Annotated in this window: 14 protein-coding genes; 10 read left to right on the top strand and 4 right to left on the bottom strand. The window is 56.5% G+C overall.

What is annotated here, in order from left to right:
- From arnC to KP80_RS07065, 7 genes are all read left to right on the top strand, one after another.
- Positions 1 to 981, top strand: coding sequence for an undecaprenyl-phosphate 4-deoxy-4-formamido-L-arabinose transferase (arnC, locus tag KP80_RS07095; protein ID WP_052282894.1), 981 nt, complete (start codon positions 1 to 3; stop codon positions 979 to 981).
- Entirely contained in the window at positions 981 to 2,966 is a 1,986-nt protein-coding gene (gene arnA, locus KP80_RS07090; RefSeq protein WP_052282893.1) for a bifunctional UDP-4-amino-4-deoxy-L-arabinose formyltransferase/UDP-glucuronic acid oxidase ArnA, read from the top strand. The genes arnC and arnA overlap by 1 nt, the downstream gene beginning before the upstream one ends.
- Positions 2,963 to 3,865, top strand: coding sequence for a 4-deoxy-4-formamido-L-arabinose-phosphoundecaprenol deformylase (arnD, locus tag KP80_RS07085; protein ID WP_052282892.1), 903 nt, complete (start codon positions 2,963 to 2,965; stop codon positions 3,863 to 3,865). Before arnA ends, arnD begins: the two co-directional genes overlap by 4 nt.
- Entirely contained in the window at positions 3,862 to 5,517 is a 1,656-nt protein-coding gene (gene arnT / locus KP80_RS07080; RefSeq protein WP_052282891.1) for a lipid IV(A) 4-amino-4-deoxy-L-arabinosyltransferase, read from the top strand. The genes arnD and arnT overlap by 4 nt, the downstream gene beginning before the upstream one ends.
- Positions 5,514 to 5,852: a 4-amino-4-deoxy-L-arabinose-phosphoundecaprenol flippase subunit ArnE gene (gene arnE / locus KP80_RS07075; protein ID WP_052282890.1), complete on the top strand. Its 339-nt coding sequence runs from the start codon at positions 5,514 to 5,516 to the stop codon at positions 5,850 to 5,852. Before arnT ends, arnE begins: the two co-directional genes overlap by 4 nt.
- Positions 5,852 to 6,241 carry a 4-amino-4-deoxy-L-arabinose-phosphoundecaprenol flippase subunit ArnF gene (arnF, locus tag KP80_RS07070; RefSeq protein WP_052282889.1) on the top strand — a complete coding sequence of 130 codons (390 nt, stop codon included), beginning with the start codon at positions 5,852 to 5,854 and terminating at the stop codon, positions 6,239 to 6,241. Before arnE ends, arnF begins: the two co-directional genes overlap by 1 nt.
- Positions 6,242 to 6,433: 192 nt before the next feature.
- Positions 6,434 to 7,624 carry an MFS transporter gene (locus KP80_RS07065; protein WP_052282888.1) on the top strand — a complete coding sequence of 397 codons (1,191 nt, stop codon included), beginning with the start codon at positions 6,434 to 6,436 and terminating at the stop codon, positions 7,622 to 7,624.
- 33 nt (positions 7,625 to 7,657) lie between these two features.
- Here KP80_RS07065 and KP80_RS07060 read toward each other — a convergent pair whose 3' ends face one another.
- Together KP80_RS07060 and KP80_RS07055 are read right to left on the bottom strand one after the other, a co-directional pair.
- Entirely contained in the window at positions 7,658 to 8,215 is a 558-nt protein-coding gene (locus KP80_RS07060; RefSeq protein ID WP_052282887.1) for a DcrB family lipoprotein, read from the bottom strand.
- Between the two features lie 73 nt (positions 8,216 to 8,288).
- Positions 8,289 to 8,954, bottom strand: coding sequence for a 7-cyano-7-deazaguanine/7-aminomethyl-7-deazaguanine transporter (locus KP80_RS07055; protein WP_052282886.1), 666 nt, complete (start codon positions 8,952 to 8,954; stop codon positions 8,289 to 8,291).
- A gap of 181 nt (positions 8,955 to 9,135) precedes the next feature.
- Here KP80_RS07055 and tusA point away from each other — a divergent pair, with 181 nt between their 5' ends.
- A complete protein-coding gene (tusA, locus tag KP80_RS07050) occupies positions 9,136 to 9,381 on the top strand; it encodes a sulfurtransferase TusA (RefSeq protein WP_052282885.1) in 246 nt (81 codons plus the stop codon).
- A gap of 226 nt (positions 9,382 to 9,607) precedes the next feature.
- Positions 9,608 to 11,509 (top strand): bifunctional metallophosphatase/5'-nucleotidase, encoded by a 1,902-nt coding sequence (locus KP80_RS07045; protein WP_052282884.1) that lies wholly within the window; start codon positions 9,608 to 9,610, stop codon positions 11,507 to 11,509.
- Between the two features lie 116 nt (positions 11,510 to 11,625).
- Here KP80_RS07045 and zntA read toward each other — a convergent pair whose 3' ends face one another.
- Both zntA and KP80_RS07035 read right to left on the bottom strand, forming a co-directional pair.
- Positions 11,626 to 13,836 (bottom strand): Zn(II)/Cd(II)/Pb(II) translocating P-type ATPase ZntA, encoded by a 2,211-nt coding sequence (gene zntA, locus KP80_RS07040; RefSeq protein WP_052282883.1) that lies wholly within the window; start codon positions 13,834 to 13,836, stop codon positions 11,626 to 11,628.
- A 78-nt stretch (positions 13,837 to 13,914) separates the two neighbouring features.
- On the bottom strand, positions 13,915 to 14,541 hold the full coding sequence (locus KP80_RS07035) for a lysoplasmalogenase (RefSeq protein ID WP_052282882.1): 627 nt from the start codon (positions 14,539 to 14,541) through the stop codon (positions 13,915 to 13,917).
- A 140-nt stretch (positions 14,542 to 14,681) separates the two neighbouring features.
- Here KP80_RS07035 and KP80_RS07030 point away from each other — a divergent pair, with 140 nt between their 5' ends.
- Positions 14,682 to 15,038, top strand: a complete 357-nt coding sequence (locus tag KP80_RS07030) for a DUF2500 domain-containing protein (RefSeq protein WP_052282980.1) — start codon at positions 14,682 to 14,684, stop codon at positions 15,036 to 15,038.
- Positions 15,039 to 15,052 lie beyond the last annotated feature (14 nt).

Below are 15,052 nucleotides of genomic sequence, written 5' to 3'. Positions count from 1 at the left end.
ATGTTTGAATACCCGAAAGTGAAAAAAGTCTCCGTAGTGATTCCGGTTTACAACGAGCAAGAGAGCCTGCCGGAGCTGATTCGCCGCACTGACGCAGCCTGTGCCCTGCTGGACTGCGAATATGAAATTCTGCTGGTTGATGACGGTAGCGTTGATGACTCGGCGCATATGCTAGTGGCCGCTGCCGAAGCGCCAGATAGCCATGTGGTCGCGGTGCTGCTCAACCGTAACTACGGCCAGCACTCGGCAATTATGGCGGGCTTCAGCCACGTAACCGGTGATTTGATTATCACCCTTGATGCCGACCTGCAAAACCCGCCGGAAGAAATTCCGCGTCTGGTAGAGAAGGCCAACGAAGGCTATGACGTGGTTGGCACCGTACGACAAAACCGTCAGGACAGTGTATTTCGTAAAACCGCCTCGAAGATGATTAACCGTCTGATTCAGCGGACCACCGGGAAAGCGATGGGTGACTACGGCTGCATGCTGCGCGCCTATCGCCGCCATATCATCGACGCGATGCTCAACTGCCATGAGCGCAGCACCTTTATCCCTATTCTGGCGAATACCTTCGCTCGCCGCGCCGTGGAAATCCCGGTACACCACGCCGAGCGCGAGTTTGGCGACTCCAAATACAGTTTTATGCGCCTGATTAACCTGATGTACGACCTGGTGACCTGTTTAACCACCACGCCGCTGCGTCTGCTCAGCGTGGTCGGCAGCATTATTGCCGCCCTCGGTTTTGCCTTCTCCATCCTGCTGGTGGTGCTGCGTTTGGTACTCGGTGCGGAATGGGCGGGCGACGGCGTATTCATGCTCTTTGCCATTCTGTTCATGTTCATCGGCGCCCAGTTCATCGGTATGGGGCTGCTCGGGGAATATATCGGCCGTATCTACAACGACGTACGTGCCCGTCCCCGTTACTTTATTCAACGTGTTGTACGCCAGGAAAGCCTGGTGTCTGAAGAGGAAAATCGTTAATGAAAGCTGTTGTATTTGCCTATCACGACATGGGTTGCACCGGTATTCAGGCATTGCTGGATGCCGGATACGACATCGAGGCGATCTTCACTCACCCGGATAACGCCGGTGAAAATAACTTCTTTGGCTCCGTTGCCCGTCTGGCGGCCGAGCAAGGGATTACCGTTTATGCCCCGGAAGACGTCAACCACCCGCTGTGGGTTGACCGCATTCGTGCGATGTCCCCGGAGGTCATTTTCTCCTTCTACTATCGCAATTTGCTGTGCGATGAAATCCTGAAGCTGGCACCGAAAGGTGCGTTCAACCTGCACGGTTCTCTGCTGCCGAAATACCGTGGTCGTGCGCCGCTGAACTGGGTGCTGGTTAACGGCGAGAATGAAACCGGTGTGACTTTGCATCGCATGACTTCCCGCGCTGATGCCGGTGATATCGTCGCGCAGCAGTCCGTCGCGATTGCTGATTCTGACGTCGCGCTGTCGCTGCATCGCAAACTGTGTTCCGCCTCCCAGATGTTGCTGGGCGATGCGCTGCCGAAGATCCGTAGCGGCCAGACGCAGGAAAGTGCACAGGATGATTCTCAGGCAACTTACGTGGGGCGTCGTACTCCGGAAGACGGCCGTCTGGAGTGGGAAAAACCGGCTCAAACGCTGCATAACCTGGTTCGTGCGGTGAGCGATCCGTGGCCGGGCGCGTTTGGTTTTGTGGGCACCAGCAAATTTATCGTCTGGAAATCCCGCGTGCGTACCGATCTACCGGCGGCAAAACCGGGCACCGTGCTTTCTGTTGCGCCGCTGGTTGTTGCCTGTGGCGAAGGGGCGCTGGAAATTGTGACCGGCCAGAGCGCCAACGGCGTCTATATGCAGGGTGCACAGCTGGCACCGGCGATGGGCCTGGTCGCCGGCGCGCTGCTCTCCAGCCGTCCATTTACCGCCGTGAAACGCCGCACCCGCGTACTGATCCTCGGGGTTAACGGCTTTATCGGTAACCACCTGACTGAGCGTCTGCTGCAGGATGACAACTACGAGATTTATGGCCTGGATATTGGCTCCGATGCCATCAGCCGTTTCCTCGATTGCCCGCGCTTCCACTTTGTGGAAGGGGATATCAGCATTCATTCCGAGTGGATCGAATATCACATTAAGAAATGCGACGTGGTCCTGCCGCTGGTCGCGATTGCCACGCCGATTGAGTACACCCGTAACCCGCTGCGAGTATTCGAGCTCGATTTCGAAGAGAACCTGAAGATTATTCGCGACTGCGTGAAGTACAACAAACGCATCATCTTCCCGTCCACTTCAGAAGTGTACGGCATGTGTACCGACGCGAACTTTGACGAAGACACCTCGAATCTGGTGGTGGGGCCAATCAACAAACAGCGCTGGATTTACTCGGTTTCCAAGCAGCTGCTGGACCGCGTGATTTGGGCCTACGGTGATAAAACCGGTCTCAAGTTTACCCTGTTCCGTCCGTTTAACTGGATGGGGCCGCGTCTTGATAACCTGAACGCTGCGCGTATTGGTAGCTCCCGCGCCATTACCCAGCTGATTCTGAATCTGGTTGAAGGCTCGCCGATTAAACTGATTGAAGGCGGTAAGCAGAAACGTTGCTTCACCGATATCAGCGATGGTATCGAAGCGCTGTTCCGCATCATTGAGAACAAAGATGGCCGCTGTGATGGGCAGATCATCAACATCGGTAATCCGGACAACGAAGCAAGCATCAAAGAGCTGGCGGAAATGCTGCTGGACTGCTTCGAGCGTCACCCACTGCGCGACCGCTTCCCGCCGTTTGCCGGTTTCCGCGAAGTGGAAAGCAGCGACTATTATGGTAAAGGTTATCAGGACGTTGAGCACCGTAAGCCGAGCATCCGCAACGCGAAACGCTGCCTCGACTGGCAGCCAACCGTTGAGATGCAGCAGACGGTCGAAGAGACGCTGGACTTCTTCCTGCGTACGGTGGAACTAACGGACGAAAAACCATCATGAGAAAAGTAGGTTTGCGCGTTGATGTGGATACCTTTCGCGGAACGCGCGAAGGGGTTCCACGGCTGATGGCGGTGCTCAAAAAGCACCGCGTCCAGGCCAGTTTTTTCTTCAGCGTCGGGCCGGATAACATGGGGCGCCATCTGTGGCGCCTGGTAAAACCGAAGTTCTTGTGGAAGATGCTGCGCTCGCGCGCGGCATCGCTGTATGGCTGGGATATTCTGCTGGCCGGTACTGCCTGGCCCGGTCGCCGCATTGGTGCGGCCAATGCGGAAATTATCCGCAGCGTCGCGCAAGCCCATGAAGTGGGGCTGCACGCTTGGGATCACCATCGCTGGCAACAGTGGAGTGGTGTCTGGAAAGAGCAGCCGCTGGTGGATGAAATCGGTCGCGGGCTGCACGAGCTGGAGGCCATACTTGGGCGTCCCGTTTCTTGTTCGGCTGTCGCTGGCTGGCGTGCCGACCAGCGGGTGGTGAAGGCTAAAGAGTCGTTTGATTTTCATTACAACAGCGACTGCCGCGGCACGCAGCCGTTTCGTCCACAGCTGAATAATGGTGAACTTGCCACGGTGCAAATCCCCGTCACGTTGCCGACCTGGGATGAAGCGGTAGGGACCGTGGTCAGTGCGGAGGGCTTCAACCGCTGGCTGCTGGAGAAAATCCGTCTCGATACTGGGACGCCGGTTTATACCATTCACGCTGAAGTGGAAGGGGGCGTTTGTGCTGAACAATTCGACCATCTGCTGACGCTGGCTGCGCAGCAGGAAATTCATTTTTGCCCATTAAGCCAGCTTCTGCCGGATGACTTTAGTCAGCTACCGGTTGGGAAAGTGGTGCGTGGAGAGATTGCTGGCCGTGAGGGCTGGCTTGGTTGCCAACAACTTTTGAGCCCCGATGTATGAAATCCCTTCGCTATGGAATTTCGTTAGCTGCATTGTTCGTGCTGTATTACCTGGTTCCGCTCAATTTCCGGCTGCTGTGGCAGCCGGATGAAACCCGTTATGCGGAAATAAGCCGTGAGATGCTGGCAACGGGTGACTGGGTGGTGCCTCATTTCCTGGGGTTACGCTATTTTGAGAAGCCGATTGCCGGTTATTGGATTAACAGCATCGGTCAGTGGTTGTTTGGTCACAACAACTTTGCCGTCCGTTTTGGCGTGGTGTTCTCCATCACCGTCTCCGCGCTGCTGGTGGCCTGGCTGGCGTGGAAAATCTGGCGCGACCGTAAAGTAGCGCTGCTCTCCGGCGTGATTTTTTTAACTGCGTTTTTGGTTTACGGTATTGGCACCTATGCGGTGCTCGATCCGATGATTACCCTGTGGATGACCATGGCGATGGCCAGCTTCTGGTTGGCGGCGTCAGCGACATCCACCGCTGAGCGATTCTGGGGATACGTGCTGCTGGGCATCGCCTGCGGTATGGGGGTGATGACCAAAGGTTTCCTCGCACTGGCGGTACCGGTGATTGGTGTTCTGCCGTGGGTTATTGCGCAAAAACGCTGGCGAGAAGTATTGATTTGGGGCTGGCTGTCGGTGTTGGTTTGTGTGCTGACCGTCTTGCCGTGGGGGCTTGCTATTGCCGAACGCGAAGGCGATTTCTGGCGCTATTTCTTCTGGGTGGAGCATATTCAACGCTTCGCCCAGAGCGACGCCCAACACAAAGCACCGTTCTGGTATTACATTCCGTTCCTGATTGCCGGAAGCTTACCGTGGCTGGCGTTACTGCCTGGTGCGCTCAAACGTGGCTGGCGTGAGCGCGAAGGCCAGGGGGGAGCGCTGTACCTGCTGGGCTGGGTTGTCATGCCGTTCCTGTTCTTCAGTATCGCCAAAGGCAAGCTGCCGACTTATATTCTGCCGTGCTTTGCGCCGCTGGCGATGCTGATGGCGCGCTATGCGGTAGAGGCGGCGAAAACGGGGGCTAAAGCACTGCGGATTAACGGCCTTATCAATATCGCCTTTGGTGTGGTGGGGCTGGTAGCAGTGATGGCTGTCTCGCCATGGGGCCCGATGAAGCATCCGGTATGGATGAAAATTGAGCTGTATAAATGTGTGCTAGCCGCGGTGGCCTTCTTTGTCTGGGCGCTGATGGGCTGGCTGTCAATCAAGCCGGGAACCCAGCGCTGGACGCTGGCTGCGCTCTGTCCGCTGGGGCTGGCGCTGCTGGTGGGATTTGCGATCCCTGACCGCGTGACCGACAGCAAGCAACCGCAGTTCCTGGTCGATATCGTGAACGAGTCGCTGACGCCAAGCCGCTATGTGCTGAGCAACAGCGTCGGCGTCGCAGCAGGGCTGGCGTGGGAGCTTAAACGCAGCGATGTCATGCTGTATGGTCAGCAGGGAGAGCTGAAATACGGGCTCTCGTACCCTGATGCTCAGGGCCGCTTTGTTGATAGTGATGAGTTCCCGCAGTGGCTGGCGGCACATCGTCAGGAAGGGCCAATCTCTTTGGTGCTGCTGCTGTCGCGTAATGTGAAGTTGGCGGATCTGCCGCTGCCGAAACCTGATGAGGTGTACATGATGGACCGCACCGTCTTTATTCAGTATCGCCCGAAATGATTGTTTGGGCCTGTCTGCTGCTCGCCAGCTTATTGAGCTGCGCTGGGCAGCTGTGTCAGAAACAGGCGACGCGCCCGGCCCCGCAAGGCCGGCGTGGCCGTCATCTGTTGACCTGGCTTGGCTTAGCGCTGGCGCTACTTGGGCTGGGAATGCTGCTGTGGCTGCTGGTATTACAGCAGATCCCGGTTAGCGTGGCCTACCCGATGTTGAGTCTCAACTTTGTGTGGGTGACGCTGGCGGCACGCACCATTTGGCGTGAACCGGTGAGCCGTCGCCACTGGGCCGGCGTGGTGTTGATTATTCTGGGCATCATGCTCTTGGGGAGCAGCGTCTGATGGGACTGTTGTGGGCATTAATGAGCGTGGCGTTGGTCAGCGCCGCGCAGCTGACGCTGCGTTCGGCGATGACTACGCTGCCATCGGCGGATGAGCCGTTGGCTCTGCTAATGCATTTGCTGCACTTAGGCGACGGTACTTTGGCTCTGTTTTTAGGGCTGTTAGGCTATGTGGCGTCGATGGCCTGCTGGTTCTTCGCGCTAAAACGCCTGCCGCTGGCCAAAGCTTATGCCTTGCTGAGCTTGAGCTACATGGTGGTGTGGCTGGCCGCCATTTGGCTACCCGGCTGGCATGAGCCTTTTTCGTGGCGTGGGCTGTTGGGCGTCGTCGTGATTGTGGCTGGGGTGATCACCATTTTCTGGCCCAACAAACCTTCCCGCGCCGTATAGCGCGGTCTCGACCCGGCGACAAAATATGCAATAATGCCCTTTTGGTTATGTTTAAACTCTAAATAATTCGAGTTGCGGGAAGGCGGCAAGTGAGGGAATCCCGATGAGCTTACTCAAGTCAGTGATTCGGGTGAGTGAGCGCAGCCAACGCACAGGCAACTTGAAGTATGACGAATATATAAGGGATTATTTATGCCAGCGGCCGACGCGGAGGTGCAGCTTAGCGGTTTGCGCCTCAATCTGCGTATTGTCTCCGTCGTTATCTTCAACTTCGCCAGCTACCTGACCATTGGCCTGCCGCTGGCGGTCCTGCCAGGCTATGTCCATGATGTCATGGGGTTTAGCGCCTTCTGGGCTGGGTTGGTGATTAGCCTACAGTATTTCGCCACGCTACTGAGCCGCCCGCACGCTGGGCGCTATGCCGACCAGCTCGGACCCAAAAAAATCGTTGTCTTTGGCCTGTGCGGCTGCTTTCTCAGCGGGCTGGGATATTTATTGGCCTCGTTTGGCAGCGACTGGCCGCTGATTAGTCTTGTGCTGCTGTGCGTGGGGCGCGTGATCCTTGGCATTGGCCAAAGTTTTGCTGGCACCGGCTCCACCCTCTGGGGCATTGGCGTGGTTGGCGCTCCCCACATTGGCCGGGTGATTTCGTGGAACGGCATTGTGACCTACGGGGCGATGGCGATGGGCGCACCGCTGGGCGTGCTTTGCTACAGCTATATCGGCCTGCAGGGGCTGGCGCTAGCGATAATGGCCGTGGCGGCGGTGGCCATTCTGGCGGCGCTGCCGCGTGATGAAGTAAAAGCGGCGAAGGGCAAACCGATGTCGTTTCGCGCCGTTCTGGGGCGGGTGTGGCCTTACGGCATGGCGCTAGCCCTGGCATCGGCTGGGTTTGGCGTTATCGCTACCTTTATCACTTTGTTTTACGATGCCAAAGGCTGGGACGGCGCGGCCTTTGCGTTGACGCTGTTTAGCTGCGCTTTTGTCGGTACCCGGTTGTTGTTCCCTAACGGTATCAACTGGCTGGGCGGCCTGAATGTGGCGATGATCTGTTTCGCCGTTGAGGTGGTCGGTTTGCTGCTGGTGGGCGTCGCGGCGACTCCGCTGATGGCCAAGGTCGGGACATTTTTGGCTGGAGCCGGTTTTTCGCTGGTCTTCCCGGCGCTGGGCGTGGTGGCCGTGAAGGCGGTACCGCAGCAGAATCAGGGCGCGGCGCTGGCTACTTATACGGTGTTTATGGATCTGTCGCTGGGGATCACCGGGCCGCTGGCTGGGCTGATGATGGCGTGGATGGGCGTGTCGACTATCTATATTGCAGCCGCGGGGCTGGTGACGCTGGCACTGCTGCTGGGATGGCAGCTAAAAAAACGGCCTCAGGCGTAATCACGCGAGAGGCCGTTAGGTCATCAGACGAACTTAGTTGATGACCAGCGTATTAATGATTTTTTCCGCGTCGGCCTGTGCTTGCTGCTGGTTATCCGCTGGCAGCGTGACCTGCAGCGTCAACAGTTTGCCATCGACTTTACCCAACACAACGGAAGAGTAGGCGGTCTGCCCTTTAGCCGAAATGATGCTATCGAGCTGCTGCAGGCTGTGGCCCTTCACGTCGATAGCTTTATTGGTGACAACCTGCAGCTGCGGATCGCGGTTGCGCTGCTGTTCTTCCAGGCGCTTGCTCAGCACGGCCAAATCTTCATTGGTGCCATCACCGACAATCACGATGACCGCTTTCTGGCCGGTCGCATCAGAATAAACGTGCATGTTGTTGCTTTGGGTACCGAGCTTCCCGCTCTGGTCGGTCATCCCGGCCGGTAGCGTGAAGCTGAGTTTACCGTCTAACAGGCTGATGGCCTGACCGGCGGCGTCACTTGCGGCAGCCGAACCCTGTGCTGGGGTGCTGGTATCGCTGTTGTCACAGGCAGCAAGACCCACAACCAGCAGGCCAATACCAACGTATTTCACCAATTTGCGCATTGACTTCTTCCTTTCGATAAACAGCCACTAACGGCTCATCCCGCTATCTTATCACAACCAATGTCATGAACTCTTAACCGGGCTGTGCTGCGGATAAATCAGATTTATCTGCCAGCTTTTTCATCAGCAGGTTCAACAACACGCCGTACATCGGCAAGAAGAACACGATGCTTATCAGCACCTTGAAGGTGTAGTCTACCAGCGCGATTTCCACCCAGTGGGCCGCCATAAAAGGATCGGTGCTGCGCCAGAAGGCAATGAAGAAGAACGCCAGTGTATCGCTGATATTACCGAACAGCGTTGAGGCAGTCGGCGCCAGCCACCAGTGTTTGCTTTGACGCAGGCGGTTGAAGACGTGGACGTCGAGAATCTGCCCTAATGCGTAGGCCATAAAGCTCGCGGCGGCGATACGGGCGACAAACAGGTTGAAGTGCGCCAGCGCGCCGAAGCCCTGCCATTCTCCCATATAAAACAGAGACGAAATGACGTAAGAGATCATCAGCGCCGGAATCATCACCGCAAAGACGATGCGCCGCGCCAGCGGTGCGCCAAAAATACGCACGGTAAGGTCGGTAGCCAGGAAAATAAACGGAAAGCTAAACGCACCCCAGGTGGTGTGAAATCCGAAAACGGACACTGGCAGCTGCACCAGATAGTTACTGGAGGTGATCACCAACAGGTGAAATAGCGATAGCCAAACCAGCGCATGACGGCGCTGTATGGAGGTAAAGGGAGTCATATTGTACCTTTTTAGTGGTTGGGGTGAGGGAACCCAATAAACTGCAAACCTATTGCAGGGGCGGAATGATACTGCTTTCCCGGTTCATTGCAATGGTTGTTTTTCACGCAATCGTTAACCTTGTTGCGTTGTGGGAGCGGCGGCGTAAACTAATGCCGTTTTTTTAAATGACGAGATGATAATGACCGATTTGTTCTCCAGCCCCGATCACACCTTAGATGCGCAGGGACTTCGTTGCCCGGAGCCGGTAATGATGGTGCGCAAAACCGTGCGTACGATGCCGGTGGGTGAAACGCTGCTGATTATTGCCGACGATCCCGCTACTACGCGTGATATTCCCGGTTTTTGCCGTTTTATGGAACATGAGCTGATTGCCGAGCAGACCGACTCGCTGCCGTATCAATATCTGCTGCGTAAAAGCCATTAATGCCGGACGACGGTTGTAGCTCTATTAATGAGCATGCTTATCATAACATATTGATTTTATTTGTTTGGTAAGCGCAGCCGTTGTTAGTTTCCTCTGCGGAATTGTTCGTACTGCTAATCTTGAGCTGCCTCTCAGTTTCAATGTCTATCCTGTAAAGCTGCTAGCCAATTTATTGATGTGAATCGCATAATTTCCCCTCGTTTCCCTTCCGGCACATCAAATAAAAATGAAAAAATCGATTCTTGCGCTTTTACTTTCTCTGGGTACCTCTGCGGCGATGGCTGAACCCGTCAATATCACCATCCTCGGCACCTCCGATCTTCATGGCACTTTTGTACCGTGGGACTACTCAACGGACACTGAAAACCTGGCGGGCAGCTTGAGCCAGATTGCCACCAAGGTGCGTCAGGTCCGCAATGAACAGCCTAACGTCATTCTGGTCGACGCAGGCGATACCATTCAGGGCAACTTTGTCGAGACCTTCAAGAACGACAAAACCAGCCCGATGATCCTGGGTTTTAACGCGCTGGACTATGACGTCTGGGTGATGGGTAACCACGAATTCGACTTCGGCCTGAAATCGTTGTCGACCTCGCTGAACCAGTTTAAAGGCACGGCGCTGGCCGGCAATATCCTGTGGGACAGCGGAAAACCGTACCTCCCGGCGTCTAAAATCATTGAACGCCAGGGCGTGAAGATTGGCATTATCGGTATGGATACGCCGATGACCGCCGAATTTGCCAAAGGCACCGACCGCGTGAAGGGGCTGAACTTTACTGACCCCGTTGATGCCGTGAAAAAGACCATTGCGCAAATTCAGGGCCAGGTGGACGCCATTGTGCTGGTGGCACATATGGGCATCGATAACGAGAACGAGAGGCCGGGAACCGGCGTGGGGGATATCGCGCGCGCGAACCCTGAACTGGCGGCTATTGTTGCCGGGCATATGCACGTAAAAGTCGACAAAGAGGTGATTAACGGCGTTATCGTCACCGAACCGGATAAGTATGGCCGTGCGCTGTCGCGTATCGACCTGCAGTTTGAGCAACACAATGGCAAATACGTACTGATTAACAAAGACAGCTATACGTATGCCATTAAAGGCATGGCGTCCGATAAGACGCTGGAAGAAGTCTATCAGCCGTATCACAAGATTCTGCGCGCTAACGCCAATCGCCCGATTGCTCAACTGAGTGGCCAGGATCTGGTGCCGCCGGATGCGGTGAAGGGCATTCCGCAGGTGCATATTCAGGACACCGGCATCAGCAAGCTGTATCAGGAAGCCAGTCGCCACTACGCGCCGAAGGCGCAGGTGATTGCGCTGCAGATTGATAACGACCGTCCCAAACTCAACGTTGGCACCATCACGGCGAAAGATATCGCTTTTAACTACCAGTATGCAGGCGGTGAAATTACCGTCTATCAGCTGACGGGCAAAGAGCTCAAGAAATACATGGAGTGGTCTGCCGGTTACTTCAATCAGTTGCATGACGGTGACGTGACCTACAGCTTTAATCCGCAGCGCCGAGCGTCCAAATACTCCACCAATGATTTCTTCGACGGGGTGACCTATAAAATCGACCTGCGCCAACCGGCTGGGCAGCGCATTCAGGACCTGAAAATGGTCGATGGTACGCCGGTGACGGACAACACGCCGATTCGCCTGGGGATGAACAGCTACCGCATGGGTCATCTGACGCAAAAAGGCGGCGTGCTGGAAGGCATGCAGTTCCCGGTGCTCTCGGACACGAAAGCGGAATATGGCGAAGAGGCCGGTACGATTCGAAATCTGACAATCCGTTATCTGAGCGAAGTGAAAAAGGGTCAATATCAGGGTGTGACGGAGCAGCGCTGGCAGCTGGTTGGCCTGCAAGGTTATGACCGTGAAAGTAAAATCGTCGACACGTTGCTCAATGAAGGCAAAATCAGCGTCCCGACCACTGACGATGGGCGCTACAGCAACGTGGCGTCATTCAATGTGAAAGAACTGCTGTTTAGTGACCCACAGGCGAAGCAGCAGAAAAAGGCGGCATTACAGGCGGAGCTGGCGGCGGCAAGTACGCCGGCGGCGAAGAAGTTCGTCAGCGATAAACTGGTGGTGCTTGAGGCGATAAATCAACCTGGATGATATCGATGCGGCGGGCGGTCAAAGTGACCGCCCGGAACTGTGTAGAGGTTGGGTAAGCGCTACGCTTACCCTGCCTCATTATCGGCTTGATAAACGCAGCGCCAGCATACTCTGCATTAAGCGGTAAACTTCCCTCGCAGCAGACGCAGGGCGTTGAGCGTTACCAGCACGGTGGCGCCGGTATCGGCCAGCACGGCCAGCCAAAGCCCGGTCATTCCCAGCAGGGTGGTGATGAGGAAAATCCCTTTCAACCCCAGCGCAATGGTGATGTTCTGCCGTACGTTGGCGTGGGTGGCGCGCGCCAGACGAATCATCTGTACCAGCCCGGTTAAACGGTTGTGGGTCAGCGCCGCATCGGCGGTTTCCAGCGCCACGTCGGTACCGCTGCCCATCGCAATGCCCATCGCCGCTGCTTTCATCGCCGGGGCGTCATTGATACCGTCGCCGACCATCGCCAGCGGCCCCTGAGCGTTAAGCGCGGTGACCTCTTTGACTTTATCGGCGGGCAACAGATTGGCGCGGTAGGCCATGCCAAGCTCGTCGGCAATTGCCGCCGCCGCACGTGGGTTATCACCGGTCAGAATCACCCCCTGAATGCCCAGTTCGCGTAGGCCATCCACGGCCTGACGCGCTTCCTGACGCACCGTATCGCGAAGCGCCAGAATCCCCAGCAGCATGTCATTACGCGTTACCAGCACAACTGTGTTGCCCTGACTTTCCAGTTGCTCAATGTTTGCCTGCTGTGCCTCCGCGGGGAATTTACCCGCTGCGCAGATAACGATACGTTGGCCGTCGACTTCCGCTTCAATTCCTGAGCCGACCAGCGCACGCTGAGCCAGCGCTTGCGGGATGGTGAGATTACGCTGCTGAGCTTCCCGCACTACCGCTTGGGCCAGTGGGTGAGTAGAACCCTGCTCGACGGCGGCGGCCATCGCCAGCAGTGCCGATTCATCAACATCCGTGGTAGGGATGACCGCCGTCACCTGCGGTTTGCCGAGCGTCAGGGTGCCGGTCTTATCAAAGGCCATCTGGGTGATACGGCCTAATTGTTCCAGCGCCGCACCGCCTTTAATCAGCGCTCCGTGGCGCGCTGCGGTGGCCAGACCCGATGTAATTGCCGCCGGTGTGGAGATCACCAGTGCACATGGACAGCCAATCAGCAGCAGGGTCAGCCCTTTGTAAATCCACTCTTCCCAAGAGGCGGAGAGCAGCAGCGGTGGCACCAGCGCAACCAGCAGCGCAACGGCCATTATCACCGGCGTGTAGATACGGCTGAAACGGTCGATAAAACGCTCTATCGGCGCACGGCGTTCTTCCGCTTCTTCGATCAGACGCAGGATACGGTCGATGGCGCTATCGCCGGGTTTGGAGATGACGCTGAGCTGCACCAGACGGTCGGCGCTGGTGGCGCCTGCTGGGACGCTTTCGCCCGTACTGCGTTCAACCGGGATCGACTCGCCGGTGAGGGCGCTTTCATCGAAGCTGGCGAATGGCGTAATAAGCTTGCCATCAGCGGGGAGACGACCACCGGCGGCCACTTCAATCACATCGCCGGGTTGCAAATCTTTCTGCGCCACGGTTTCACGTCGGCCGTCGCGCACCCGCACGGCGGTATCGGGCTTCAACGCCATCAGCGCGCTCACGCCCTGACGCGCGCGGTTGGCGGCCCAGCCTTCGAGTCGTTCGCCGATTAAAAATAGCAGCAGCACCATTGCCGCTTCCGCCGTCGCGCCGATAAACAGCGCGCCGATGGCCGCTACGCTCATCAGCGTTTCGATGGCAAACCAACTGCCGCTTTTAATGAGGCGCAGTGACTGGCGGGCGATAGGGAACAGCCCGACCAGGGTGGTGGCAATAAAGGCCAAATTGCCGAGCGGATGGTTAAACTGCTCAAGCCCCCAACTGATAGCCATCATGACGATAAGCGCAATCAGCGGCAGGTTTTCCCGCAAGCGGGAGGTTTTGGCTTCTGGTTCGGAGGCGTCTTCGCTGCGCAGCGTGTAGCCCGCGGCGCTGACCGCTTTTTCAATCTGCGCACGGACGTCATCGTCGGCATCGACCAGCAGTTTTTCGGTGGCAAACAGCACTTTGGCCTGCTTCACTCCGGCAACCTGGCGCGCGGCAGTTTCCACTTTGCGGGCGCAGGCGGCGCAGTCCATGCCGTTAACCACCCAGCTGTAGCGCGCATCCAACGGGCTTTCTACCGGCTCCGGGGCGGTGGCACATTGGCTGTCGCAGCAGCAATCGTCCTGCGTCTGTGGGGCAGGAGCCAGCTTGAATGAGGAGAACTGCGGGGCTTTTTTGTCATGCGTCTCTGGAGTCGACATCGTATCCTCCGGTTAATGATCGTTGTTTCATTAAGCGCAGCATACACTCTGGAGTCGACTCCAGAGTCAAGCAGGAAATTACAAATAAAGTGCGCGAACGATAAAGAAGTGTCCGGCAAAGTAGCAGGCGGCGTAAATGGCGGTATCCGCGCGGAAGCGACAACGATAGTGACTCACCAGCCAGATAATATTGCCAATCAGCAATAGCGCGGCGCCGAAGAACCCGGACATCGCGGTATCGGTTGGGCGCAGGAACCACAGTTCGCCCGCCACCCAGACCATAACCAGCGTCATGCCAACAAACGCCAGCACCGGCAGACGCATCTCTTCCAGCCTTGTCCAGATCGTGACTAGCAGCAGCGCGCCAATCACCAGTAATATCACCGGCAGCGGCCAGAAGAAGGTGAAGGTCAACTGACCGGCAAACCAGATGGTATAAAGCAGGTGCGAAAGGAAAAAGGCCCCCACCGCATAGAGCATGCGCTGTCGTGGCAGCAGCGTTAGCGCATCGCCGACCAGCGCGGCACACAGACCCGCCAGCACCAGATAGCTGATAGCGTTAAACATCGGTGCCTGCCACGCAAGAAACAGCAGTAAAATGAGCGTGATAGGTTTGAATGCCCAGCGCTGCCAGGTTGGGCCACGGTAGGCGGCGTCAACATAGAGCCACCCGGAAAAGAACACTGCGATAAACGACCAAAGCATATTAAGTCCCTGTATCTGTTATCTTAATAGGTACGGTATTTCCAGTCCTGAATGTCCAGTGTAGTAGTGGGGAATGCAGGATGACAATGACTGACTGCGCCGTTTACTATGATTTGCGTAAATTCTTAAGAGAATCTGAAATGAGCAAGATGCCCCTTTTTTTCGTCGTCGTGGTGGCGGTTATCGTCATCGCCGCCTCGTTTCGCTACGTTCAACAGCGCCGGGAAAAGATGGATAACGACGCCGCGCCGCTGCTGCAAAAGCGGGTGGTAGTGAGCAATAAAAGGGAAAAAGTACTGAATGACCGCCGCTCGCGTCAGCAGACGGTGGTTCCCGCAGGCAGTGAAATACGCTATGACGTCAGCTTTAAGCCTGAACAGGGCGGGCTGGAGGTGAGTTTTCGCGTAGAAGCTGAGCAGTATCATCAGCTTACCGTCGGGGATAAAGGAACGTTGAGCTATAAAGGCTCGCGATTTGTCGATTTTAAGGCGGAATAGGTCATGCTGGCCTG

It is taken from the genome of Kluyvera genomosp. 1 (assembly GCF_001266615.1).
Classification (GTDB): domain Bacteria; phylum Pseudomonadota; class Gammaproteobacteria; order Enterobacterales; family Enterobacteriaceae; genus Kluyvera; species Kluyvera cryocrescens_A.
This window is presented reverse-complemented; position numbering and strand designations above follow the sequence as displayed.

Bases quoted from the DNA above. Each gene is read 5' to 3' on its own strand.
- KP80_RS07055 (WP_052282886.1), bottom strand. From the start codon at position 8,954: ATGACTCCCTTTACCTCCATACAGCGCCGTCATGCGCTGGTTTGGCTA.
- zntA (WP_052282883.1), bottom strand. From the start codon at position 13,836: ATGTCGACTCCAGAGACGCATGACAAAAAAGCCCCGCAGTTCTCCTCA.
- KP80_RS07030 (WP_052282980.1), top strand. From the start codon at position 14,682: ATGAGCAAGATGCCCCTTTTTTTCGTCGTCGTGGTGGCGGTTATCGTC.
- arnE (WP_052282890.1), top strand. From the start codon at position 5,514: ATGATTGTTTGGGCCTGTCTGCTGCTCGCCAGCTTATTGAGCTGCGCT.
- KP80_RS07060 (WP_052282887.1), bottom strand. From the start codon at position 8,215: ATGCGCAAATTGGTGAAATACGTTGGTATTGGCCTGCTGGTTGTGGGT.
- arnD (WP_052282892.1), top strand. From the start codon at position 2,963: ATGAGAAAAGTAGGTTTGCGCGTTGATGTGGATACCTTTCGCGGAACG.
- arnA (WP_052282893.1), top strand. From the start codon at position 981: ATGAAAGCTGTTGTATTTGCCTATCACGACATGGGTTGCACCGGTATT.
- KP80_RS07035 (WP_052282882.1), bottom strand. From the start codon at position 14,541: ATGCTTTGGTCGTTTATCGCAGTGTTCTTTTCCGGGTGGCTCTATGTT.
- tusA (WP_052282885.1), top strand. From the start codon at position 9,136: ATGACCGATTTGTTCTCCAGCCCCGATCACACCTTAGATGCGCAGGGA.
- arnF (WP_052282889.1), top strand. From the start codon at position 5,852: ATGGGACTGTTGTGGGCATTAATGAGCGTGGCGTTGGTCAGCGCCGCG.
- KP80_RS07045 (WP_052282884.1), top strand. From the start codon at position 9,608: ATGAAAAAATCGATTCTTGCGCTTTTACTTTCTCTGGGTACCTCTGCG.
- arnT (WP_052282891.1), top strand. From the start codon at position 3,862: ATGAAATCCCTTCGCTATGGAATTTCGTTAGCTGCATTGTTCGTGCTG.
- arnC (WP_052282894.1), top strand. From the start codon at position 1: ATGTTTGAATACCCGAAAGTGAAAAAAGTCTCCGTAGTGATTCCGGTT.
- KP80_RS07065 (WP_052282888.1), top strand. From the start codon at position 6,434: ATGCCAGCGGCCGACGCGGAGGTGCAGCTTAGCGGTTTGCGCCTCAAT.